This window comes from Streptomyces sp. NPDC005402, from assembly GCF_040606575.1.
GTDB lineage: Bacteria > Actinomycetota > Actinomycetes > Streptomycetales > Streptomycetaceae > Streptomyces.
This window is the reverse complement of record NZ_JBEXFB010000009.1, coordinates 173,210-196,833: the sequence shown is the minus strand read 5'-3', so window position 1 is coordinate 196,833 and position 23,624 is coordinate 173,210. Positions and strand designations below refer to the sequence as shown.

Sequence of the window (23,624 nt, the reverse complement as noted above, 5' to 3'; positions counted from 1 at the left end):
CTCACCGTTCCTTGACCAGCGCCGCGTACGCGCCGCCGCGCGCCACCAGTTCCTCGTGCCGCCCGCGTTCGACGATCGTGCCGTGTTGCAGTACGACGATCTCGTCGCTGTCGCGCGCGGTGCTGAGCCGGTGCGCGATCACCACACAGGCGCAGCCGCGCTTGCGGAGGTTGTCCATGACGATCTGCTCGGTCTCCGCGTCCAGCGCGCTGGTCACCTCGTCGAGGACCAGGATGCTGGGCCTGCGGACCAACGCCCGCGCGATCTCCAGGCGTTGACGCTGGCCGCCGGAGAAGTTGCGGCCGTCCTGCTCGACCCTGCTGTGGATGCCGCCGGGCCGCCGCATCACCACGTCGTACAGGGCCGCGTCCCGCAGCGCGTCCACCACGGCGTCGTCCGGGATCGACGGGTCCCACAACGCCACGTTGTCGCGGACCGAGCCCTCGAAGAGGAAGACGTCCTGGTCGACGAAGGACACCGAGGAGGCGAGCGCGCCGCGCGGGATGTCGTCCAGGCGCTGTCCGTCGATACGGATCACGCCCTCCCAGGGCGCGTACAGGCCCGAGATCAGCCGGGACACGGTCGACTTGCCGCTGCCGGAGCCGCCGACCAGCGCCACCTGCCGACCGGGGCCCACGGTCAGGTCGAAGCCGCTGAGCAGCGGCTTGTCGAGCGGGTTGTAGCCGAAGGTGATGTTCTGCAGCTCGACATGGCCGTGCAGCCGCCGGGTGGAGTCGCCGGCGCCGGGACGGTCGTAGAGCGGGTCGGCCTTGAAGTTCTCCACGTCCTTCAGGCGGGCCACGTCCGCCGCGAAGTCCTGGATGCGCCCTGCCACGCCGTTCAGGCGGGTGATCGGCGCGGTGAAGCGGGTGACCAGGGCCTGGAAGGCGACCAGCAGACCAACGGAGATGCCGCCCTCGATCGCCCGCATACCGCCGATCCACAGGATGAGGGCGCTGTTGCAGGTGGCCAGCATCGGCGCGACCACACCCAGCCAGGCGCTGGGCACGCCGAGCCGCTGCTGCTCCTCCAGGGTGGTGGCGTGCTGCCCGGCCCATTTGCGGAAGTAGCCGTCCTCGCCGCCGGTCGCCTTCATGGTCTCGATCAACTGAAGGCCGGTGTAGGCGGTGTTGGTGAGCCGGGCGCTGTCCGCGCGCAGCTTCGCCGTACGGGTGGCCCGCAACCGGATGACGACCCGCATGGCCACCACGTTCAGCAGGGCCACACCGATGCCGACATACGTGAGCTGGGGGTCGTAGGTGTAGAGCAGGATCGCGTACAGGATGACGACCACCGCGTCGACGCCCGCCGCCGCCAGGTCGCGGGCCAGGGTCTCGGCCACCTGGTCGTTCGACTGGAGGCGCTGCACCAGGTCGGCCGGGCTGCGCTGGGAGAAGAACGTCACCGGCAGGCGCAGCAGATGGCGCAGGAAGCGGGCGCTGGAGAGGGTCGAGGAGATGATGCGGCCGTGCAGCAGGTTCGCCTGCTGGAGCCAGGTCAGGGCGAGGGTCAGGGCCACGCAGGCGCCCATCGACGTGAACAGCACGCCGAGCAGCGAGGTCTGCCCGCCGATCAGGAACATGTCGATGTAGGTGCGGGAGAGCGCGGGAGTGGCAGCGCCGACCAGCACCAGCAGCAGGCTCGCCAGCACCGCCGCCGGCATGGTGCCCGCGGTGCCGCGCAGCCTGGCCGGCATCGCGCCCAGGACGCCCGGCTTGCGGCCGCCCCGGGTGAATCCCTCGCCGGGCTCCATCACCAGCACGACACCGGTGAAACTGCCGTCGAAGTCCTCCATCGGGACGAAACGGCGGCCCTTGCCGGGGTCGTTGATGTAGACCCCGCGGCGGCCGAAGCGGCGGCCCATGCCGTCGTAGACCACGTAGTGGTTGAACTCCCAGAACAGCACCGCCGGCGTCTTCACCTCGGCGAGCGCGGCCGTGTCCATCTGCATGCCCTTGGCCGTCAGACCGTAACTGCGGGCCGCCTTGAGGAGGTTGCTGGCGCGCGAGCCGTCCCGGGAGACTCCGCAGGCGATGCGCAGCTCCTCCAGCGGGACGTGCTTGCCGTAGTGGCCGAGCACCATCGCGAGGGAGGCCGCACCGCACTCCACGGCCTCCATCTGGAGGACGGTGGGCGTACGGACCGTCTTCGCCCTGCCCTTGGGGACCGGGCGCTTGGGCGGGGCGGAGCGGCGTCTGCTCCGGGTGTCCTGTGCGGTGCTCACGGCAGCAGCCAATCGACGGGACGCTGATCGGCCAGCCGGATCGAACCCGAGGCCACGGTCATGGAGGTGAGGGCGAACGGCGGGCCGTCCGCGGACGACCACTGGTAACCGCTTTTGGTGGCCCTGGACTTGTCCAGCTTCACGAGTACGGCGACCGGCCGGCCGTCCTTGGTGAACTGCTCGCCGAGCTGGCTGTCCCCGAGGAACGCGGCGATCTGCTGCGCCGACTGGGCCGAGCGGTCCACCGACTTCACATGGCCGCGCAGCACGCCGTACTCCTGGGTGGGCACCGAGGAGACGGTCAGGTCCACGGCGGCGTTCTCGGGAATGGAGGCCGCGTTCTCGGCGGGCACGTACACCGTGGCGTACATCGGATCGGAGGCGTGCGCGACCTTCTCCACGGCGGCGACGTTCGCGCCGGTCGAGATGATCTGCCCGATGGTGGCCGCCAGAGCGGTGAGGCGGCCCGCGGCGACCGTGCGGACGACGGTGTCGCCCTCGGACGTACGGACCTTCAGTACGGGGGAGTTCGCGGGCAGCCGGGTGCCCTCCTTGGCGATCACCTGGGTGACCTGGCCCGCGACCGGGCTCTGCAGGATGTAACTGCCCTGCCCGTGCGTGAGGATGGCGGGCGCGCTCACCGTGGAGGCGACCGAGCCGGTCACCGCCCACACGGAGGCGGCGGCCATCACGACCACCGTCACGGACATCACGAGCCAGCCCTGGGGACGGGCGAAACGCACCGGAAGGTCGAGCTCCTCCGGTGACTGGAGCTTGGCGAGGGCCTGTTGGCGGAACTGCACGGGTCTTCCCTCACCTGCGAAAGCGTGCGCATTGCTACGCGTGCTGCCAATGACAAAGGACCGACTCGTCCGAGCCGGCCGGATTTACGGCACCCAAGAGTCCCGGAACCGCCGGTTTGCGGCTCCGGGACGGGTCGACCACATGACAGTGATCAGATCACGGAGAAGGTGATCAGAGACCGGCGACCAGGCCGGTGACCGGGGCGGTGTTGAGGCCGGTCACACCCTCGACCGTGCCGACGACCGTGTTGACCAGGCCGGAAACCGGGGCAACGCCGTCCACCAGGCCGGTGACGGTGCCGAGGGCGTTCAGCTGCAGGCCGCCGGAGACGTTGTCGAGGTCGGCGTCCGAGATCTCGACGGTCTCAACCTGGGGGGTGGAGTTCATGATGGAACTTCCCTTCGTATGGGTATTTCACAAGGGGGGAGCGGCCCCCTCTGGGGACAGATGATGGCCGCAATCGCATGGCGCGGGATCCCGTTTCCGGAAACCCCGTCGGCCCTGCGGTGCGATGGATCAAAGCACGCCGCCGCTCCGCCCTTCCAATTAACCACCCGCCTCACCAGGCAACTTGAGGCACAGAAGGCTCCATCCGTGCAGGCTTGCGCACGCGGTGGTGCCGACTTCTTCACATGTGATGTCACGGCGGCGTGAAGGGGCCCTTGTCGTCGTCGTGCCGAATGCGACACACCTCGCCAATGGCATGGGCGCCGGCCCGCGGTTGTGCAGAACTCCCGCTTCCGGTGACTTGGTTGCGCAGTCGATGTGCAGATTCGCTGGAGAGGGGATTCGGGACGCCATTCACCACCCGCTGTCGCCGACCGCTTGCTGAGCGTGTCAGCCCAGAAGTGCGTAGACCGTGCTCGCCCGGGCCGCGAGGTCACCCGTCACGGAGTCCGTCATCGTGATGTCGGCGAACGCCATGCGGCGGCCCAGCTTGGTGACGACCGCCTTGATCAGGACATCCGAACCGGTCACCGCCCGCTGAAAGCTGGTGGACTGCTGCACCGTCGTCATCGGTCCGTAGGCACCCCGGGCCGCCGAGACGGCGAGCACGGTGGCGGTGTCGGCGGCGGCCATCAGGGCCTGGCCCGACAGCGCGCCACCCTCCCGGGCCATCCGCTGTGACCAGGGCAGACGCAGGACCGCGTGGTCTTCGCCGAGCGACTCGACGCGCAGCGCGAGGTCGAGGACCCAAGGGGCGAAGTTGTCGGCGAGGATCTTGTCGGCTTCGGCGGGCGTCATCGTCATATGGGGGATTGTTCCCGCCCGCGGCCCGCCCGGCACGGCCCGTGGCCGAATCGGCGTGGCAATCGGGGCGTAAAGAAACGGCATTGAACGCCCCGTGCGCACCGTGCGTACCCATGGCCATCCAGGCGCCCTTGAACAACCGACTGCCGTACGGCGGTTACAGACTCCGGTCCCCCAGGAGGTCGAGAAGTTTGAGTCACAAGCGAATTCCGAAGCGCAAGGCCGCGTTCGCGGCAGGCACCGTGGTGGCGCTCGGAGCGGCCGCGATTCTGCTGCCCAACGCCAACGCGTCCCAGGACGGCTCGTCGAACGACGCGGCGGCCATCGCGCCGAAGACTCTGAAGGCGACGGACGCCTCGGACCTCGCCTCGCAGCTCGAGAAGTTGCTGGGCGACGCCTTCGCCGGGTCCTACTACGACTCCGACAGCCAACAGCTCGTCGTGAACGTCATATCCGGTGACAACAACGTGGTCGTGCAGGCGAAGAAGGCCGGCGCGAAGGTCCGCGAGGTCGAGAACAGCCTCCCCGAACTGGCGGCCGGCGCCAAGACGCTGAAGGAGGAGGCGACCATCCCGGGCACCGCCTGGGCCGTCGACCCGCGCACCAACAAGATCCTCGTGACCGCCGACAGCACGGTCACCGGCGCCAAGTGGAACACCATCGAGTCGACCGTGAAGAGCCTCGGCTCCGACATGGCGACGATCAAGAAGTCGGCCGGCACCTTCAAGACCTTCGTCTCCGGCGGCGACGCGATCTTCGGCGGCGGCGCCCGCTGCTCGCTCGGCTTCAACGTCACCGCGGGCGACGGCAGCCCCGCCTTCCTGACCGCGGGTCACTGCGGGGTCGCGGCCGAACAGTGGTCGGACACCGAGGACGGCCAGCCGATCGCCACCGTCGACCAGGCCACCTTCCCCGGTGACGGTGACTTCGCCCTGGTCAAGTACGACGACCCGGCGACCGTCGCGCCCAGCGAGGTCAACGTCGGCGGCGGCCAGACCGTCGCGATCAACCAGGCCGCGGACGCCGAGGTCGGTGCCCAGGTCTTCCGGATGGGCTCCACCACGGGCCTCGCCGACGGCCAGGTCCTCGGACTCGACGCCACCGTGAACTACCCCGAGGGCACCGTCACCGGGCTGATCCAGACCAACGTCTGCGCCGAGCCCGGCGACAGCGGCGGCTCGCTGTTCACCCAGGACGGTTCGGCCATCGGTCTGACCTCCGGCGGCAGCGGCGACTGCACCGTCGGCGGTGAGACCTTCTTCCAGCCGGTGACCACCGCCCTTCAGGCGGTCGGTGCCACCCTCGGCGCGGGTGACGCGGCCGGCGGCGGCGCGGGCGCGGGCGACGACCAGGCCGGTGGCGACGCCGGTGCCGGTGCTGGTGACGAGGCGGGCGCCGGTGGCGACGCCGGGGCCGGTGCGGGCGAGGAGGCCGGTGCCGGCGAGGAGGCCGGTGCCGGCGGCGACGCCAGTGCGAGCCCCGGTGAGGAGGCCGGCGCCGGTCAGGAAGTCGGCGGCGAGGAGGCCGGCGGTGACGTGATCGGTGGCGAGGAGGCCGGCAACGGCCAGGAGACCGGCAACGGCCAGGAGACCGGCAACGGCGTCGGCGATGCCACGGGCGGTGCCGTGGACCAGTCGCACAACTGACGGTCCGGCACCACACCTTGAACCGGCCGCGTCGGCAGCGGCCCCCCCACATCCACCCTCCGCTGCCGACGCCGGTCCGCTCGACCACCTCCCGGCCACACCGCGGTTCCGGCCCGGGAGGTGCAACGGTCCGGCCCTCCGGCGGGAGGGCCGGACCGGCGTGTTCTCCAGCGGCCAGGCAGCGTGGGGACGGCCGGGCGGATCAGCCGTCCGCTCGCAGCAGAAGCAGGGCCACGTCGTCGATCCGCTCCCGCGCGGCCGCGCTGCGGCGGACGAGTTCGTCGGCCAGTTCGTCGAGCGGACGGTCACCGGCCTCGGCGAGCTGCCGTCCCAGCTCGGCCAGCGCGTCCTCGATGTCGACGCCGGGGGACTCGATCAGGCCGTCGGTGTACAGGGCGAGGACGGCACCGGGCGCGAGATCCACCTCCGTCGTCGGATAGACGGCCGAGCCGTCGATACCCAGCAGCGGTCCGCCGGCCAGGTCCAGCACCCGGACCCGGCCGTCCGGCCGCCGGAGCAGGGGCGGCGGATGCCCCGCCCGGGCCATGACCGCCCGACCCCGCTCCGGATCGAGCCGCAGATACAGGCAGCTGGCGAACAGGTCGGCGCCGAGGTCGATCAGCAGCCGGTTGGTCGAGCGCATGACCTCCTCCGGCCGCTGGCCGACGGTCGTGTACGCCCGTACCGCGGTGCGGATCTGCCCCATCAGCCCGGCCGCCGTCACGTTGTGGCCCTGCACATCCCCGATCACGGCGGCCGCCAGCCCGTCCACCGGTACCAGGTCGTAGAAGTCGCCGCCGATGTCCATGCCCTGCGTGGCCGGCAGATAGCGGGCCGCCGCGTCGATGCCGGGCAGCGAGGGCAGCGTGTGCGGCAGCAGGGCCGCCTGCAGACCGTGCGCCAACTGGTGCTTGGCGTCGTACAGGACGGCCCGTTCCAGGGCCTGCGCGATCAGCCCGCCCAGACTTGTCAGCACCGCCCGTTCATCGGTGGGGAAGGGGTGCCGCTCGGCGTAGGCCAGGACACAGGTGCCCACCGGGCGCCCGGAGGCGATCAGCGGCAGATAGGCCCAGGCCGCGAACCCGTCGGGGGTGGCGTGGCGCCGTGGGTAGAGGCGCTCCAACTGCTCGCGGGACTCGAAGAACGCGGGCACTCCGGTCGTCAGGGCATGGGTGCCCGGCGTCGGTTCGGTCAGCGGAAGCCCGTCGAACCGCTCCACGACCTGCGCGTCCGGATACCCGCGGTGCCCGAGCACGTGCAGCCGTCCCGTCCGCGAAGCGAGCACGACGAGGGCCTGGCTGCCCACCGCCGGGGCGATCTCGTCCGCCACTAGCTGCACCACGTCCTGCACGCCGACCGCCTCGGTCAGGGCCCCGGCCAGACTCAGCACCTGCGAGATGGTGACCAGGCGGGACGGCGAGTCGCCCGGCTGCGGACCGGCCCGGGTCATCTCCGCCACCGCCCGTGCCCGGTTGATCCGGACGCTCAGCCCGGTCGTGCTCGGGTACAGCCGGAACGACAGCCAGTCCCCGGGCGGCCGCAGCGCCACGAAGGACGTGCTCTGCTGGCTGAGCAGCGCCGCCCGGTAACGGTCCTCGTAGACGGGGTCGTTGAGCCAGGGCACCGCCGCCCACAGCTGCGAGCCCAGCAAGCGGGAGGCGGGGACGCCGATCAGTTCGGCCGCCGCGGCGTTGGCGAAGGAGATCCGCCCGTGCAGATCGAGCGAGCACAGTCCGTACGGCAGCCTCGCCACCATCCGCGCCGCCTCCACCGTCCCCAGCGTCCCGGCCGCGCTTCCGGCCTGGGACGCGGTCAGCAGATCCGGTTCGGCGTGCGGCGCGAGGCTGTCCTCCACCGCCCGTTCCAGCCGTACCGCGAGCCGTCCGCAGGCCGCGCTCAGATGGTCCCTCTCCCGGTCGGACAGGTCCGGCGGGTGCGAACCGGGCCAGGTCACGAAGACCGCGCCGTACACCTTGGACGCCGTCGCCACCGGCACCGCGGCGAGCGCGAAGGGATACGGCAGCACCACGGCGATCCGCGGATAGCGGCGCGCCATCTCGTGCTCGCCGCCCACCCACACCAGCTGTCGCTCCCGCACCGCCTCCGCCACCGGGATCGGCGCGCTCAGCCCCACGCGCTCCCAGGGCGCCGCGAACGCCCGCGGCAGGCCCGCCATCACGGCCATCTGCAGCACGGGTTCGTCGGCGGCCATGAGATACACCGCGCCGGAGTGCGCGTGCACCTCGTCCATCATCGAGGCGAGCGCGAGGGAGAGGAGCGGCCGTCCCACCCGGGTCCGGGCGCCCGGCGCCGGGGCGGACATATGCCCGTCGGACACGCCGACCACCTCCTCGCACGGGCGCGTCCCGAAAGGAGCGCGGGCCGCTGTCGCGTGCCGGGCCCCCAGGGCTCAAATCTCCCCCCTCACGCCGTCTCCCGCACGGCGAACGTACCCGAGTACGGGCACACGGGTACCCACGCGACGGCGAGGACGGTCCGGTACCCCCTCGGCCCCGGACTATGCCCCCACAGTAGAAGCGCGCCACGGCATCCGAGCGCCGCTCGTGCGCCCCCGCGCACCCTGATGGCCAATTCTTCGCGCCCGAGGGCGGTCCGGGACCCGAACAATGGGGCACGCGTTCATGTCACGGAACCGAGTACGGTGAATCGAGGGGGACGAGCAGTGATCCGGGTGCTTCTGGTGCACGACGCGTGTCTGGTGAGATCGGCCCTGGCGGAGTTCCTCCGCCGGGAACCCGACCTCGGAGTGTTCGACACCCCGTGGCACACCGCGCCCGGCCGTCTGCGGACCGTGCGTCCCGACGTCTGCGCGGCCGACCTCGAATGCTCGGACGCGTACGGCATCCCGCCCCTGGGGGAGTTATCCCTGCGCGAGCCGGACCGGAGTCCGCCGCGCCTTCTCGTGATGGCCAGCCCCAACCGGCCCGGACTGCTGAAGCGGGCCGTCGAGGCGGGGGCCCTCGGGTACGTCGACAAGGAGGGGGCGGCGCCGGAGCAGCTCGTGCGCGGGATCCGTCGGGTCGCCGAGGGGAAACGTTTCGTCGATGACTCGCTGGGCTTCGGTTTCCTCCAGGCGGCCGAGATGCCGCTGACCCGACGGGAGCTGAGCGTGTTAACCCTCGCGGCCGAGGGTGCCTCCATCGCGGAGATCGCGGGGAGCCTGTGCCTGTCCCACGGGACCGTGCGCAACTACATGGCCGCGATCACCCGCAAGACCGGGGCCCGCAACCGCATCGACGCGATCCGGATCTCGCAGGGGCAGGGCTGGCTCTGACCGCGTGGGGGCCGTGGCCGTCCAGCCGCCCACGAGTTCGCGGTACGCGGGCGACTCGCGCACCAGCTCGTCGTGCGTGCCGTACGCCGTGCGCGGGCCGTCCATCAGCAGCACCTGGTCCGCGCGGCGGGCCGAGCTGATCCGGTGGGCGACGACCACCAGCGTGGTGCCGGGCCGGTTCGCGAAGGCCCGCTCGGCCCGCTCCTCGGCCCGGGGGTCCAGATGGCAGGTCGCCTCGTCGAGCAGGACCAGCGGGGCGTACGACAGATAGGCCCGGGTGAGCGCGACGAGCTGCCGCTCACCTGCGGAGAGGGCGGCCGGATCCACGGTCGCCCGTGGCCCGCCGAGCGCTTCGAGGAGCGGGACGAGCCCGACGGCCTCGGCCGCCGCGAGCAGCTCCGGCTCGGGCACCGGGTCCGGCCTCAGGTGCCCGAGGTTCTCGGCGAGGGTGCCGGTGTGGACGTACGCCTCCTGCGGAATGAGCACGCGCAGCGCGGCCGCGCCGGGGGAGGGGACGGGGTGCCCGCAGAGCCGGATCCTGCCACCGGTGGGATGGAGGAGTCCCGCGATCAGAGCCGTGAGCGTGGACTTCCCGATCCCGCTGGGGCCCACGACGGCCAGGTGGGCGCCGGCCGGGAGGACGAGGTCGAGCTGATCGACGACGGGGGTGGCGGCGCGGCCGTAGGCGAAGGAGACGGCGGCGAGGGCGAGGGCGGGGGTGTCGGCGTCGACGCGGTGGTGGGTGGAGGCGCGGTCTGTCGTGTCTGCGGCGGCGCCTGGGACGTCGGCGTCGGCGGGGCGGGTGCCGGGATCGTGGTCCGCCGCCCGTGCCGTGGTGCGTGGGTCGGGCCGGTGGCCCGGCTGAGCACACCGATCAGCGGGCCTCGCGCCGGTGCGGCCGTCCTCCGGCGTGTCCGGGGTCGGCGGCGGTGCCGCTGACGCGGTAGGCGTCGCGGGTGAGGCTGCGGGCGGCCGCCGTGTGGTCGGCGCGCAGGAGGCGGGAGCGTGTGTGGTCACGGCGGTGTCGTGGGCCAGGGGGTGGCTGCCGCGGTCCGGCCCGGTGGTGTCGGGGTGTCCGGGACCGGCCTGGTCGGTGGCGGCGTTCGGCTCGGCGGGAGCGGGAGCGGGAGCGGGAGCGGGAGCGGCTACGGCGCCGGCGTGGGCCACGGGGCGCCTCCCGCTGTCCGGGCCGGTGGCGTCGGTGCCGCCGGGCTGGGGATGGGCGCCGTGTGATTCCGTCCGCGGGGTCGGCTTCTCCGCGCCCGGCTCGGTGTCGGGCTCGCGGACCAGTCGCCGTAGGACCACCACCAGCCGGGAGCCGCTCGTGCCCAGGCCGTGGACCAGGTTGCGCAGGGCGGGGAGCAGGGACTGGGTGACGTAGGCGAGGGCGCCGACCAGGGCGCCCGTGGTGACGCCGCGGGTCAGGAGCCAGGGGGCGCAGGCGAGGAGGAGAACGATCGGGAGCTGGCCGCCGAGGGCGAGGGAGGCCACGCGCAGGACGGACCAGCGGGCGAGGGAGTACGCGGCCCGCTGCTCGGTGTCGACAAGTCGGCCTGTGTCGGCGGCGACCCGCTCCTCCGCACCGGCCGCCGTGATGTCCCGCAGGCCCGGGCAGACCCTGCCGAGGCCGTCGGCCAGCGCCTCGTCGGCGACCAGGAACTCCTCCTGACGGCGGGCCAGCGGACGCAGAGTCGCCGCGAACAGGCCCAGTCCGGCGGCGAGCGGCGGCCCCACGACCAGCAGGAGCAGCGGGTCGAGCGAAGCCAGTCCGACAGCGGCGCCGACGGCCGTGAACACGAACGAACGCGACACCATCACGAGCCCGGCGAACGTGTCCCGCGCGATCTCGACCTGCTGGGTCAGCCCGGACAGCGCCCCCGCGTCCGCCTCCCGCACCCCGCGCTCCACCACCCGCGCGACCAGGACGTCCCTCAGCGGCTCGACCAGCGCGGCGACGGCGGCGTACACCCGTACCGTCCCCCACGCGCCGATGAGCACCCCGATCCCGGCCACCCCGAGCCACCCGAGTCCGACGCCGGGCCGCCCGGCCAGAAACCCCTCGTCCAGGGCGCGGGCGGGTGCGTACCCGGTGAGGAAGGTCTGCCCGGTCTCCAGCACGGACCACCCGCCGAGCCGGACGAGAACCCGCCACCGGGCCCGCAGGAACCGAAGACCGCGCGCGTGGATCCCGCGCCGCCACGCCGAGCCGCCGCTCATGACAGACCCCCGTCCGAGGCGTCCGCGTCCTCCGCCCCGCCTCCGAACACCGCCCGGTACTCCGCCAGCCGCCACAGTTCCTCGTGCGGCCCCACCGCCCTGACCCGCCCTCCGTCCAGCCAGGCCACAGCGTCCGCGCGGGCCGCCGTGGCGGTGCGGTGGGCGACGAGCAGGCGGGTGCCGCCCGTCCCGCCGCTCACCAGGGCCTCGGCGATGCGGGCCTCCGTGACCGTGTCGAGGCTGGAGAGGGCGTCGTCGAGGATGAGCAGACGGCCACCGTGGGCGAACGCCCGGGCGAGGCCGAGCCGTTGGGACTCCCCACCGGAGCGTGGGGCGTCGGCGACGAGGGTGTCGTAACCGTCGGGCAGCCGGCGCACGAAATCGTCGGCGTGGGCCGTGCGGGCGGCCTCCCGGACGCGGGCGGGGGAGGGGGACGGGAGGGCGAGGCCGATCTCCTCCTCGATGGTGCCGCCGAGCAGAGCGGGCCGTTCGAAGGCGTAGCCGATCGAACGGCGCAGTTCGTCGTGGGTGAGCTCGTGCAGCGGCACCCCGTCGAGCAGGACCTCCCCGGCGTCCGGTTCGGTGAGCCGCCCGGCGACCGCGGCGAGCAGTGACTTGCCCGCCCCCGACCGGCCCACCACCGCGAGCGTCGTCCCGCCGGGTACGACGAGGTCGACCCCGTCGAGCACGGCACGTGCGCCGCGCAGTGCGGTGACGCCGCGCAGTTCCAGCCGTCCCGGCCCGGGCGGCAACCGGCGATCACCATGACCGACGGCGGGCTCCGCGCTGACCTCGTCCAGACGTCCGGCCGCCGCCCGGGCCCGGGCCAGGCCGCCGAGCTGGCCGACCAGGACGCCGATGCCGGTCGCGAGCATCGCGTAGCGGGAGGCGGCGAGGACCTCGCCCACCGTGACCCGGTGCCGGGCGAGCAGGGCCCCGGCCACGGCGACGACTCCGAGCTGGAGCAGCGGGGCCACGGCGACGGACTGGCCCGATGCCCGGCCCTGCACCCGCCACATGCGGTGACCGGCCTCGGACAGTGCGGGCAGCGGGCGCAGGATGCGGGCCGTCTCCCGGTCCTCCGTCCCGGCGGCCCGGATGGTGCGGTGTCCGCCGACGGCCTCCGAGAGGGCCTGCGCGATCCGGCCCTGCACCTCCTGGTAGCGCGTCACGCACTCCCGGGTGTCCCGGGCGAAGGCGCGCAGCAGCAGGGCGAGCACGGGCGCTCCGGCCAGGAACACGACCGCGAGCCAGGGGGAGATGAGACCGAGGGCCACCACGGCGCCGACCGGTCCGGCGAGCGCGGCGAGCAGGGCGGCGCGGGCGGCCGGTGCCGTGCCGGCCTGTGCGGCGTTGCCGACGAGTCGGGCGACCAGGTCCCCGGGCCCGAAGCGGGCGGTGGCGCGCGGGCCGACGGCCAGCACGTGCCGGGTGAGGTGGCGGCGCAGCCAGGCGGTGGTGCGGGCGTCGAGGGTGCCGCCGAGGACGGTCTCCGCGGCGTCGAGCAGGGCGATGAGGAGGACCAGTGCGGCGCAGTACAGGACCCAGCGGGTCGCCGGCGCGTGCGCCAGCAGCAGGTCCAGGGTGCGGCCGAGGGCCGCGGGCAGCAGCAGTCCGGCGCCGGTCGCCGCCGTGCTCACCAGGCACAGGGCCAGACAGCGGGCGGGGGCCGGACCCAGGAGGCCGTGCGTGGCCGGCGGCGAGGTGCGAGTCGTCATACGGCGGCCTTCCCGAGGTGTGCAGAACCCCGGGCGGCCCCTCCCTCGCGGGAGTGACCGCCCGGAGTCATGGGCGCACGGTGCCTGTCAGAGACAGAGCGTGACGCTCGCGGCGCTGACGCAGGACAGCAGGCTCAGGGTGCTGTTGCCGCCGCCGCCGGTGTGCTCGTCGGACTCCATCGTCTGCAGGTCGAGAAGTGCCATCTCGGTTTCCTTTCCTCGGTGTCGTCCACCCGTGGGGACGGGGTTGGGTCACGGCTCCGTCACATCGCGGAACCGCGTATGGGGGGCCGCCGGAGCGGCGGCAGGAACGGCAGGTGTGCGGTGGTGGGTTCACCGGGGGCCGCATGAGCGTCCTGGACCTCGTGGGCCGCGCCGAGCGCGAGCAGGCACCCTGCCGTTCCGGTGCCCAGGTCCATCGACAGCCGCATCATCTGGTGGCCGGGGAAGGCCAGTTGGCCCTGGTAGTCCATCGAGAACCAGCCGAGCCCGTCGATCTGTTCGGCGAGCCGCTCGCGGGTCGCGCCGGGGGTATCGGTGCGCGCGAGGTGCAGGATCATCCCGGCACGGCCCTGGAAGAGGCCGGGCTGGACGTAGAAGCGGCTGGTGGCGGCGGTCAGCACCCCGGCGCGCGCCCGCTCGAACTCGCCCTCGGTGTCGGCGCCCTGGGCGAGGTAGTCGTCCAGGACCATCCCGATGCCGGCGCTTCCCTCCCCGAGGTAGGGCAGCGTCCGCCAGCCCTCGTCGACCTCCATCGAGCCGCCCGGGTGCGTCACGCAGCACTCCAGGTCCCTGCGCAACGCGACCTCGGCCGCCCTCAACAGCAGCGGCTCACCGGTGTGTTCGTACTGCCGCAGCAGGAACAGTGCGGGCCCGGTCCAGCCTTTCAGCAGCCCGGCCCGGCGCCGCTTGGGGGTGTCCGCGAGGGGCTGCGCGAGCCGTCGTACGAGGACGTCGGCGGCCTCGGCGGCACGCTCGCGCAGCTCCGACTCGCCTGTCGTGCGGGCCAGTTCGCCGAGGACCAGGCCGAGTCCGGCCAGGCCGCCGTGCAGGTCGGCGGAGAGGTTCTGCCAGCGTTCCGCGAGGACGCGTTCGACCAGGTCGAGGGCGCGCTGCCGGTGACCGAGCCGGTCCAGGACGTGGGCGACGCCCGCGAGACCGTCGTAGAGGCCGAGGGGGGTGCCCGTGGGCGGGGGTGCGGTGCGGGCCAGGAGCCAGCGCTCGCCCTCCTCGTACCGCTCGGCGCCGACCGCGTCCAGCGCGTACAGCACTCCGGCCGCGCCGTGCGCGAGCCCGAGGCCGCCGCCGTCGTTGAACTGCGTGATGTCACCGGGGAAGAGCCGGTCCTCGCGCTCCGGGGTGGCCGAGGCGAGGAGTGCCTTGACCATGGAGTCGCGGCTGTAGGGCCAGTCGCCGGGTTCGACGAAGGACGGCGCCGCCTTCAGGATCGTACGCCCGCGGCCGGTGCCCGTGGCGGTGTCCCGGGTGATCTCCGCGACCGCCTCGTCGAGGAACTCCTTCGGCACGTCCGGGAACTGACGAAGGATCACCTCGGCCAGATGGGCCGCCTTCCCCCGGTCCACCACGAACAGCGTGGTCACCGGCAGGAACAGGGCGATCCGCAGACAGGCCAGGGCGTAGCGGTCGACGTCGATGCCCTTGCGGTCCGGCGGGGCGAAGAAGCCGGGGTGGGCGACCACCTGGCGGCCGTTCTCCTCGACCGGCGCGGCCGCCTCGAAGTCGAGCAGGGAGACCGACTCCTCGTCGGGGCCGACCATGATGTTGAAGACGTGCAGGTCGTTGAAGACGATCCCGCGCGCGTGCACCGCCTCCACCGCCCGCTCCACCGCCCCGTGGATGCGCACCGCCCACGCGGTGTAGTCGGCCACCGCCTGCGGATCGGGGTCCGGAGTGAGCAGCGGATGCCGCTCGGCGAAGAACGAGTTCAGCGGCCGCCCCTCCAGGAAGTCCATGACGAGGAACCGGTGGTCGCCGAGCGTGAACCAGTCCCGCACCTCGGGCACCACACCCGTCCCCGCGACCTGCTCCAGGGCGTCCTTCTCCCGCTCCAGGCGGGCGATGGCGTCCGCCCCGTCGGCGGCGAGCCCCGCGTGCGGCCGGCCCTCCTTCAGGACGACCTTGCGCCCGTCGCGGGTGTCGGTGCCCGTGTAGACCCCGCCGCCGTTGGAGAAGTGCAGCGCCTTCTCGATCCGGTACGGCAGCTCGCCGACCGTCGTGGTGTTGCGCGCCTGAAGATGCGGCTCCAGGAAGTCCGGGAGCGTCACCCAGTCGGGCACCTGGAAGGACGGCGCCCGCCGGTCCGGCACCAGCTTGCCCTCGCCGTCCCGCACCGCCGGCACCAGCGAGCCCCGGTCGTCGACGACGAAGGTGCGCGCGAAAGCGCCGTAGCGGACGTAGAGCGGACCCTCGTTCCAGCGCAGATCGGTGAGGATGTACGGCCCCTCGAAGCCCTCCAGGAGCTTGCCCAGCTCCCGGAGCACCTCGTGCAGCTGCTCCTCGTCGGCCGGGTAGATCGTGACGAACTTGCCACTGGTGTCGCGGGCCGCGTACTTGGTGTTGCGCAGGTGCAGCAGATGCGGGCCCGGCACGAACTTGAACGAGATGCGCCGGGGCACGCAGTAGTCCCACACGATCGCGGCGATCCGCTCCGCGTTCGCCCGGGTGGCCGAGGCGTGGATCTTCCAGCCCTGCGACGGGCCCGGCGCCGGCTTCCCGTCCGAGCCGAGCGGCGTGAGCGTCAGCCAGTCGCCGATGCGTGCCGCGTCCCAGCCGGCCGGCACCGGGCGGCGCGCCGTCTCGTAGACGGGTGCCTCACCGCCGGAGATCCGGTCGGGCGTCTCGTAGAAGTGTCTGTCGGCGAGCGCGTACACCTCGTAGCGCTTGTCCATGCGTCCCCCTCCTTGGCCCACCGCAGAGCCTTCCAGCGGGGCGGTGGCCACGGACAGTCACGGCTGTCACGAGATCACCGTGCGAAACGCATGCGTCAAGAATTGTTCGAGAGGTTTCGAGCACAGTCGCCGCCGCCGCTCCACGAACGCTCACAGGGGCTGCGCACCTGCCGTATTAGCGCTGTAATGGCGAACGTGGTGAGTGAGGGCGCTGCGGGACGCAGAACGAGACCGCTGCGTGCCGAAAATGCCTTGACATCGCTCACGGACGGTCCCGAATCGCCGGAAAGGCTGCGCCGCGTCCTCGAACAGGCGCTGGTCTTCACCGGGGCGACCCTCGCTGCCGTGTACACGTCCGGCGAGGGCGGGGACGCGCTGTGCCTCGTCGAGTCGGCCGGTGTCCCCCGGACGGTGTACGGGCTGCGCGACAGCTATCCGGTCTCCGGCGGCTCCCCGCCCGCCGAGGCGCACCGCTCGGGCCGGCCGGTCTTCCTCCGCCCGGAGGAGCTCGCCGCCTGCGCGGAGTCCCGCAGGGTGACCCGGCGGGACTTCCACCTGGCCGCGCTGCCCGCGCACGGCGACGACGACCGGCCCTGTCTCGTCGCCGTCAGCGAGGACCCGCACGGATTCGACGACGAGGACCGCAAGTGCCTCGAACTGATCGCCGACGCGATCGTCTGCCCCGTCCCCGTGGTCGCCCCGGAAGGCGCGGAACTGGGCTCCCACGCGTTCAGCCTCGCCATGGACACCGGCCGGGTCGAGGTCGGCGACGGGCTCCTGGAGCTGTTCGGCATGACCCGGGCCGCTTTCGACGGAAAGATCGAGACCCTGCTCGGCCTGACCGTCCCCGAGGACCTGCCCTCGCTGATGTCCCTGTTCGAGGCCGGTCACCTGTCCATCGGCGACCGTGAACTGGAGTTCCGCATCCTCCAGCCCTCGGGGCCGCCCAAGTGGCTCAGGCTGCGAGGCCGCATGCTGGCCGGTGGCGAGGGCAGCCCCGCCCGGCTCGTGGGCACCGTCGCCGACGCCTCCACCCTGCGCTCCGACGTCACCGACGTGGCCCGGGTCCAGCGCCTGGCCGCCGCCCTCGCCATGGCGGGCACCGTCCGCGACGTCAGCCAGGCCGTCGTCTCGGCCCTCCGTGCCCCGCTCAGGGCCGACCGCATCGCCCTCGCCGAGCTGGAGAGCGACCGGCTCGTCGTCACCGTCCTCGACCCGCCCGAACCGGAGTCCTGGCCCGAGCTGTGGCGCCTGGAGTGGCGCGGCGAGTGGCCCGAGGCACCCGTACGGGCCATGCCCACCCTGGCCACCGCCCTGCGTGAGGGCCGCGCCCAGATCTGGCCGGCCGGCACCGTCCTCGAACCCGCTCTCGCCGACGTCGGCCCCGGCGGCCTCGCCGTCCTGCCGTTGCCCGCCGCGGGCCGCATGGCCGGCGCCTGCCTCATCGGCTGGGACGCCCCGCACCACTTCGACCCCGACGAACGCGCCCTGCTCACCGCCTCCGCCGGCCTCGCCGGGCAGGCCCTGATGCGCGCCCACGCCCTCGACGCCGAGCACGAACTCGTCGGCATGCTCCAGCGCCAGCTGCTGCCCCGCCGGCTGCCCAAACTGCCCGGCGCGATCGCCGTCGCCCGCTATCTGCCCAGCACCGCGGGCCTGGAACTCGGCGGCGACTGGTACGACGTGATCCCGCTGCCCGACAACCACGTCGCCCTGGTCATCGGCGACGTCCAGGGACACAGCGCCGCCGCCGCGACCCTCATGGGCCAGATGCGCACCGCCCTGCGCGCCTACGCCGTCGAGGGCCACCCCCCGGACGTCGTCGTCGCCCACGCCAACCGGCTCCTCATGGACCTGGAGACCGACCTCTTCGTCACCTGCACCTATGTGGACCTCGACATGGAGGAGGGCACCGCCTGGTGCGTGCGCGCCGGACATCTGCCGCCGGTGCTGCGCCACCCCGACGGCACCACGGAGATCGTCGAGAGCGACGGCGGCCCCCCGCTCGGTGTGGTGGCCCAGGCCGACTTCCCGATGACCCCGCTCCGGCTGCGGCCCGGCACCCTGGTCGCCCTGACCACCGACGGTCTCGTCGAGTCCACCGAGGCCGACATCGACGAGGGCATGAACCACTTCGCCCACGGCCTGTCCGTCTCCGACCCGGCCCACCTCGGCCTCGTCGCGGACGTCCTGCTCGGCGGCGCCCGCCGCAGCGACGACGTCGCCCTGCTCCTGCTGCGCTACGACGGCATGGCCACCCACCCGCTCCGGGAGAGCTGGACCGTCTGGCGGGTCCCCGAGGCCGCCCGGCACGCCCGCCGCTTCACCCGGCGCACCCTGCGCGTCTGGGGCGTGCCCGAGGACGCCATGGACACCGCCCTGCTCGTCGTCTCCGAGCTGGTCACCAACGCCCTCGTGCACACCGGCGGCCAGGTCCGCCTCGACCTCACCCTCGTCGGCAGGCGGCTGCGGGTCTCCGTCGCCGACTCCTCGCCCCGCACCCCCGCCAAGCCCACCAACATCGGCTGGGAGGCCACCGGAGGGCGCGGCATCCTCCTCGTCGGAGCCGTATCGGCGGCCTGGGGCAGCGTCCCGGTCAGCGGCGGCAAACAGGTGTGGAGCGAGATCGCACTGGACGCCTGAGGAGGGGTACCCGGAGCGGACCATCCCCGCAACAGAGAGGTACGTCATGACTCAGCACGTCAGCGACATCATGACCAGCGCCCCGGTCACCGTGGAACCGCAGACCTCCGTGACGGACGTCGCCAGGATCATGCGCGACCAGGACCTCGGCGCCGTCCTGGTCACCGACGGCGACGAGCTGCGCGGTCTGGTCACCGACCGCGACCTCGTCGTGCGCTCCCTCGCCGAGGGCGGCGACCTGGAACAGATCACCGTGGCCGGCGCGTGCAGCGACGACCTGGTGACCGTCACGCCCGAGGACGACCTGGACCACGCGATCGAGCTCATGCGTGAGCACGCCGTGCGCCGGATCCCGGTCGTCGACCACGGCCACGCCGTCGGCATGGTCTCCCTCGGTGACACGGCCATGGAACGCGATCCCGGATCCGCCCTGGGCGACATCAGCGTGGCACGGCCCAACACCTGAGCGGGACACGCCGGTTCGGCCGTCAAGTTCCGGCGCCTCGGGTCCTCGGCGAATGTGTGTGCGGGGGCGACGGGCTGACGGGCCTTCCCGCCGGTCCGTTTGTCCCGCGCCGACCGGGGGACCCGGAGGGCTCATGGAAGGACGGTGAACCGCCGTGACCCCGCAGACCGTTGAGAAACCCGTCGCACGTAGGCCCGAGACGGGCTGGTCCAGGGCCCGCCGCCTGAACGGCAAGGGAGACCTGCGGACCTGCCTGCCCGCGGTCGAGGACCGGATCGGACCCACCACCGCGCACACGGGAGAGGGCAACATCTTCCGCGGCGAGGACTGAGCGACCACACCGCGCCACCACCAAGTCACCCGCTGTCATGGCCCGGTTCCTCCGGATCCGGGCTATCGTGACGCAAATGAAGGCTCTCGTGCTGTTCGACGGGGCCGGTACCCGGTCGCGGCCGAGCAGGCACACGTCGGCCGAACGACCGGTGCCCGTCGCCGACAAGGCCGTCCTGTTCCGCGGCCCGCAACCCCTCGCCGACGCGGGCGTCACCCCGGTCGGGATGATCCTCGGCGACACCGCCGCAGGAGTCCGGGAAGCCCTCGGTGACGGATCCCAGGGCGGCCTGGACTGCGGCCTGGACGAGAAGCCGGAACAGCCCTGGAGCGACCTCCCCCTCGCGGGCGCGTATCTGTTCGCGCCGGCGATCCAGGACGTCCTACGTACCGTCGAGCCGTTCTGGCGGGGCGAGTTGGTGACCACCCACACCCTCCGGTGCCAGCGCGTGTCCCGCGTGGCGCCCGCCCTCGTCGGCGGCCACGTCGAGGTGACCCCCGCGCGGAGCGTGCCCCGGGCCCACCGTCTCGTCCGCGGAGACCGCACAAGGTGCGGATCCCTGTTCCACGGAACGGGTTCCGGCACCGACCCGCGCCGGGACAGTTCCGGCACCTCGGCCGACCCGGACCGGGTCGACCCCACCCGCAGCGAGGCCTTCGACGGGCCCGCCCCACACCCCGCCCACAGCGCCCCCGGGCGCGACCGGTGGACGGAGGTCGCGCCGGCCTCGTACCGGGTCCGGCGGTCCGCCCTGCATGAAGCACTGCCACACATCCGCAAGGAGATTTCCCAGTGAAACGTCACGAGTTCCTGCGGGGGCTCCACAAAGCCAGCGCGAACCGCAACTACCTGGAGATCGGCGTCAACGACGGCCGCAGCCTGACGTTCTCCCGGGTACCGAGCATCGCGATCGACCCGGCGTTCAAGGTGGTCTCGGAGATCCGCTGCGACGTCCATCTGGCGAAGGCCACCAGCGACGACTTCTTCGCGCGCGACAACCCGCTGCAACACCTCAAGGGCGGCCGCCACCCGCTGCGCAACGTCGTCCGCAACCGCAGCCCGTTCGGCTACTGGAAGGATGTCACGCTCGACCTGGCGTTCATCGACGGCATGCACCTGTTCGAGTACGCGCTGCGCGACTTCATCAACGTCGAGAAGTACTCGGACTGGGCCAGCGTCATCGTCTTCGACGACATGCTGCCGCGCAACGTCGACGAGGCCGCCCGTGACCGGCACACCAACGCCTGGACCGGTGACGTCTACAAGATGATCGAGGTCCTGCACCGCTACCGTCCCGACCTGGTGGCGGTCCTGGTCGACACCGAGCCCACCGGGCAGCTCGTGGTCTTCGGCGCCGACCCGAGCAACACGGTGCTCAAGGACAAGTACGACGAGATCATCGCGGAGTACGTGGTCCCCGACCCGCAGAAGGTGCCCGAGACGGTCCTGGAGCGGACCGTGGCGATCAAGCCGGAGACGCTGATCGACGCCGCCTTCTGGAAGCCGCTGGTGAACGCGCGCAACCGCGGCAGCAAGCGGGACCGCAGCTGGGAGCACCTGCGCACCAGCCTGAAGCAGCTCAGCGACGCCGACTGAGCGAGGCGCAGTGAGCCGGGGAGGACGCGTCGGCGTCCTCCCCGGCTCTGTGTATGCCTGGGATCTGCTTCCTATTTGCCGCGCGCCCTGAACCGGGCGAGCAGCCTCCCGGCCAGCCGCCTCGCCCTGCGGACCAGCGGCCGTCCGACGGCGGGCCTGGGCGGGCGCACGGCCACGACCTGGACGCTGCCCCCCTTCACCCGGAGCGTGAACGGCAGCGGGTGGAAGCGGGGCTTCTCGGCGTCGGGCGCCGGGCTCAGCGCGACGTGCCAGGCCGCTCCGGCCAGGTCGCCGACCGGCAGCACCGCCTCCAGGAGGGCCGCGGAGCCCAGCGGGCGCAGTGTGCCGGGCACCTTCGTGGGCGCGGCACCGGAATCACGGGTGAGCCTGAGCAGTACCGGCGTGTCACCGGGCACGTGGAACGGCACCGGCACTTCGACGCGGTCACCGGTGACCGTGACCTTCCCGGGCGTGACCCGACCGAGTCCCAGGCGTTCGCCCACCGTGTCGACGTCGAGGGCGAGGGTGTTTTTCGCGGTCCAGCACGGCAGCACGACCCGGCCGCCCGACACACCGGCGTCAGCGGCCGAACGCCCCTTGACCGAGACCGGGCCCAGCCGGGACTCCTTGGTCCAGCCGCCGAGCTTGACGCGGACGAACACGTCCCACAGCCCGGCGTCGAGCGGGCCGCCGTCGGCCGCAGTGGCCGGATCCAGAGCTGCCGTGCCCCGCAGCACCAGCCGCACCCGGCCGTCCTCACCCGGGACGGTCTCCCGGGTGAACTCCACGGGCTGGAAGTACTGGGCGGAGCTGGCGCGTTTACGCAGCAGCAGATCGACCGTGGCCCGCTCGAAGGAGGCCACGGCGTGAGCGCCGACCCAGTCCACCGCTTCCTCGACGAAGGCCGGCGGCTTGGTGAGCGGGTCGGCGCTGCCCTCGGCGGGAAACGTCATCGGCGTACCGCGGGACGCGAGTTCGGCGGTCAGGCCGACCCGCAGCACACCCTTCTCCCACTCGACGCCGTCCGGCTCGGCCTTGGGGGCGACGGGGGCCTCCCACTCGGCGAACGCGACCAGGTCGTCGAGCCGGCCGTCGGCGATCAGCGCGGCGACGACCTGCTGGGTGGGCTGGAGGCCGGCCGCGACACCGGGCCCGAAGCGCTCGACGACCACCCCGCGGATCTCGGTGAAGAGCTCCTTGCGGTAGTCCTCGGGCAGGGACAGCAGCCGTTTCCCGCGCATCCGCTCGACCATCTCGTTGCGCAGCCAGCGACGGAACAACCGGTCGCGGGTCGGCCCCGGATCGGTGTACTTCTCGACGACGTCGAGCGCTTCGCGCAGGTTCTGGAAGTAGCCCACCGGGTCGAAGCGCTGGAAGCCCGCGTTGGAGGCGTCGTCGCGCCTGAGGTGGTAGTAGCAGACGTAGTCGCTGAGCACGGAGACGTTGTCCGCGCGCAGATACGCCTCGGTGACGAAGACGTGGTCCTCCAGCCGGCGCCTGCCCTCGGGGAAGCGCAGGCCGATCTGGTCGAGGAAGGCCCGCCGGAACATCTTGTGCGGTGTCAGGCTGTCGATCAGCGGGGCGCTGTCGACGGTGGCACGTAGGTGGTTGCGGCGGAACAGCTCCACCGGGACGCCTCGCCCCTTGCCGGCCATCTTGCCCACGACCACGTCGGCGTCGTTGGCGAACGCGTAGTCGTACATCCGCTCCAGGGCCTCGTCGCCGAGGTAGTCGTCGTTGTCGACGAACATGACGAACTCGCCCTGGGATGCGGCGATTCCGACGTTGCGCGGCTTGCCGGACCAGCCCGAGGCCTCCTGGTGGATGGCCGTGACGTTCGTGACCTCGGCGGCCAGCGCGTCCAGTCGGGCCGGCGTGTCGTCGGTCGAACCGTCGTCGACGAAGATCGCCTCGAACTCGTCCGGGGGCAGGGACTGCCTGCGCAGCGAGGCGATGCAGTCCTCGATGTAGTTCCCCGGGTTGTAGACGGGGATGACGACGCTGACCTTGACCGTCATCGGTGTCCGGTCTCCTTGGGTGGCTTGTGGCTTGCGTCACATCTTGACGCAATGTGAGCCGATGCTAACGCCGCGTGATGGGGCGTCGTGTCCCAAGACCGCCTCGGTGATGGGCTCCAGGACCCGGGCCGCGAGGCGGGGCCGATGCGGGCGGCGACGCCCGTCGCATGGTGCCGGGGACACCGGCGTCCCCGATTTCCGGAGTTCCGGCAGGGCAGCGCCGGGACGAGTCTGCGTGCGGCGCGGAAGCGCGTCAGTACCTCCGCGGGCGGGCGGCGCGACGGGCGGCAGCCGACGGCCTCGACCTCGACCCGCAAAATCACCCGGACCGGGGCCACAGGCAGTTGACGGGAGCGGGAGACGCCGAGGGGACGGTCCTGCTTGGCCTGAGCGGCGGACCGACGGCGGCGAGAAGAGTGGTTGCCGACGCGGGAGCACCCGACAGGCGGAGCAGCGCCGGTCAACTCCTCGGTGGCCCACCCCGCGCGCGTCTCCGCCGCGTTGTG

General features: G+C 72.5%; 16 protein-coding genes and 1 pseudogene. 7 read left to right on the top strand and 10 right to left on the bottom strand.

Annotated elements, in window-relative coordinates:
- Position 1: 1 nt before the first annotated feature.
- From ABZT02_RS19640 to ABZT02_RS19625, 4 genes are all read right to left on the bottom strand, one after another.
- Entirely contained in the window at positions 2–2,224 is a 2,223-nt protein-coding gene (locus ABZT02_RS19640) for an NHLP family bacteriocin export ABC transporter peptidase/permease/ATPase subunit (protein WP_356019218.1), read from the bottom strand.
- Positions 2,221–3,027 (bottom strand): HlyD family efflux transporter periplasmic adaptor subunit, encoded by an 807-nt coding sequence (locus ABZT02_RS19635; RefSeq protein WP_356019217.1) that lies wholly within the window; start codon positions 3,025–3,027, stop codon positions 2,221–2,223. Before ABZT02_RS19635 ends, ABZT02_RS19640 begins: the two co-directional genes overlap by 4 nt.
- Before the next feature lie 172 nt (positions 3,028–3,199).
- Positions 3,200–3,415 carry a hypothetical protein gene (locus tag ABZT02_RS19630; protein ID WP_020117167.1) on the bottom strand — a complete coding sequence of 72 codons (216 nt, stop codon included), beginning with the start codon at positions 3,413–3,415 and terminating at the stop codon, positions 3,200–3,202.
- Between the two features lie 450 nt (positions 3,416–3,865).
- A complete protein-coding gene (locus ABZT02_RS19625; RefSeq protein ID WP_356019216.1) occupies positions 3,866–4,279 on the bottom strand; it encodes a PaaI family thioesterase in 414 nt (137 codons plus the stop codon).
- Positions 4,280–4,470: 191 nt separating this feature from the next.
- Here ABZT02_RS19625 and ABZT02_RS19620 point away from each other — a divergent pair, with 191 nt between their 5' ends.
- Positions 4,471–5,925 carry a S1 family peptidase gene (locus ABZT02_RS19620; RefSeq protein ID WP_356019215.1) on the top strand — a complete coding sequence of 485 codons (1,455 nt, stop codon included), beginning with the start codon at positions 4,471–4,473 and terminating at the stop codon, positions 5,923–5,925.
- Positions 5,926–6,127: 202 nt separating this feature from the next.
- On the opposite strand, the gene ABZT02_RS19615 is transcribed toward ABZT02_RS19620, so the two are convergent.
- Positions 6,128–8,248 (bottom strand): SpoIIE family protein phosphatase, encoded by a 2,121-nt coding sequence (locus ABZT02_RS19615; RefSeq protein ID WP_356019356.1) that lies wholly within the window; start codon positions 8,246–8,248, stop codon positions 6,128–6,130.
- Between ABZT02_RS19615 and ABZT02_RS19610 the strand changes: the two are divergent.
- Positions 8,249–9,136: pseudogene (locus ABZT02_RS19610) on the top strand (response regulator transcription factor); the annotation flags it as partial.
- Here ABZT02_RS19610 and ABZT02_RS19605 read toward each other — a convergent pair.
- The 4 genes from ABZT02_RS19605 to lanKC form a co-directional block, all read right to left on the bottom strand.
- Positions 9,059–11,437, bottom strand: a complete 2,379-nt coding sequence (locus ABZT02_RS19605; protein WP_356019214.1) for an ABC transporter ATP-binding protein — start codon at positions 11,435–11,437, stop codon at positions 9,059–9,061. The pseudogene ABZT02_RS19610 and the gene ABZT02_RS19605 overlap by 78 nt on opposite strands.
- Complete coding sequence (locus ABZT02_RS19600) at positions 11,434–13,155, bottom strand: ABC transporter ATP-binding protein (RefSeq protein ID WP_356019213.1); 1,722 nt, start codon at positions 13,153–13,155, stop codon at positions 11,434–11,436. The genes ABZT02_RS19605 and ABZT02_RS19600 overlap by 4 nt, the downstream gene beginning before the upstream one ends.
- An 87-nt stretch (positions 13,156–13,242) precedes the next feature.
- Entirely contained in the window at positions 13,243–13,359 is a 117-nt protein-coding gene (locus tag ABZT02_RS19595) for a SapB/AmfS family lanthipeptide (protein WP_020117173.1), read from the bottom strand.
- A 59-nt stretch (positions 13,360–13,418) separates the two neighbouring features.
- On the bottom strand, positions 13,419–16,064 hold the full coding sequence (gene lanKC, locus ABZT02_RS19590) for a class III lanthionine synthetase LanKC (protein ID WP_356019212.1): 2,646 nt from the start codon (positions 16,062–16,064) through the stop codon (positions 13,419–13,421).
- 195 nt (positions 16,065–16,259) lie between these two features.
- On the opposite strand from lanKC, the gene ABZT02_RS19585 reads away from it, so the two are divergent.
- From ABZT02_RS19585 to ABZT02_RS19565, 5 genes are all read left to right on the top strand, one after another.
- Positions 16,260–18,707, top strand: coding sequence for a SpoIIE family protein phosphatase (locus tag ABZT02_RS19585; RefSeq protein WP_356019355.1), 2,448 nt, complete (start codon positions 16,260–16,262; stop codon positions 18,705–18,707).
- 46 nt (positions 18,708–18,753) lie between these two features.
- Complete coding sequence (locus tag ABZT02_RS19580; RefSeq protein ID WP_356019211.1) at positions 18,754–19,173, top strand: CBS domain-containing protein; 420 nt, start codon at positions 18,754–18,756, stop codon at positions 19,171–19,173.
- Positions 19,174–19,327: 154 nt separating this feature from the next.
- The gene (locus ABZT02_RS19575) at positions 19,328–19,504 is read left to right on the top strand and encodes a hypothetical protein (RefSeq protein WP_356019210.1); all 177 of its coding nucleotides are present in this window, start codon (positions 19,328–19,330) and stop codon (positions 19,502–19,504) included.
- A 76-nt stretch (positions 19,505–19,580) separates the two neighbouring features.
- Entirely contained in the window at positions 19,581–20,300 is a 720-nt protein-coding gene (locus ABZT02_RS19570) for a hypothetical protein (RefSeq protein WP_356019209.1), read from the top strand.
- A complete protein-coding gene (locus ABZT02_RS19565) occupies positions 20,297–21,100 on the top strand; it encodes a class I SAM-dependent methyltransferase (RefSeq protein WP_356019208.1) in 804 nt (267 codons plus the stop codon). The genes ABZT02_RS19570 and ABZT02_RS19565 overlap by 4 nt, the downstream gene beginning before the upstream one ends.
- A 71-nt stretch (positions 21,101–21,171) precedes the next feature.
- Here the strand turns inward: ABZT02_RS19565 and ABZT02_RS19560 are convergent, their stop codons facing one another.
- Positions 21,172–23,118, bottom strand: a complete 1,947-nt coding sequence (locus tag ABZT02_RS19560) for a glycosyltransferase family A protein (RefSeq protein WP_356019207.1) — start codon at positions 23,116–23,118, stop codon at positions 21,172–21,174.
- Positions 23,119–23,624 lie beyond the last annotated feature (506 nt).

Bases quoted from the DNA above. Each gene is read 5' to 3' on its own strand.
- ABZT02_RS19630 (WP_020117167.1), bottom strand. From the start codon at position 3,415: ATGAACTCCACCCCCCAGGTTGAGACCGTCGAGATCTCGGACGCCGAC.
- ABZT02_RS19625 (WP_356019216.1), bottom strand. From the start codon at position 4,279: ATGACGATGACGCCCGCCGAAGCCGACAAGATCCTCGCCGACAACTTC.
- ABZT02_RS19615 (WP_356019356.1), bottom strand. From the start codon at position 8,248: ATGTCCGCCCCGGCGCCGGGCGCCCGGACCCGGGTGGGACGGCCGCTC.
- ABZT02_RS19605 (WP_356019214.1), bottom strand. From the start codon at position 11,437: ATGAGCGGCGGCTCGGCGTGGCGGCGCGGGATCCACGCGCGCGGTCTT.
- ABZT02_RS19600 (WP_356019213.1), bottom strand. From the start codon at position 13,155: ATGACGACTCGCACCTCGCCGCCGGCCACGCACGGCCTCCTGGGTCCG.
- ABZT02_RS19595 (WP_020117173.1), bottom strand. From the start codon at position 13,359: ATGGCACTTCTCGACCTGCAGACGATGGAGTCCGACGAGCACACCGGC.
- lanKC (WP_356019212.1), bottom strand. From the start codon at position 16,064: ATGGACAAGCGCTACGAGGTGTACGCGCTCGCCGACAGACACTTCTAC.
- ABZT02_RS19580 (WP_356019211.1), top strand. From the start codon at position 18,754: ATGACTCAGCACGTCAGCGACATCATGACCAGCGCCCCGGTCACCGTG.
- ABZT02_RS19570 (WP_356019209.1), top strand. From the start codon at position 19,581: ATGAAGGCTCTCGTGCTGTTCGACGGGGCCGGTACCCGGTCGCGGCCG.
- ABZT02_RS19560 (WP_356019207.1), bottom strand. From the start codon at position 23,118: ATGACGGTCAAGGTCAGCGTCGTCATCCCCGTCTACAACCCGGGGAAC.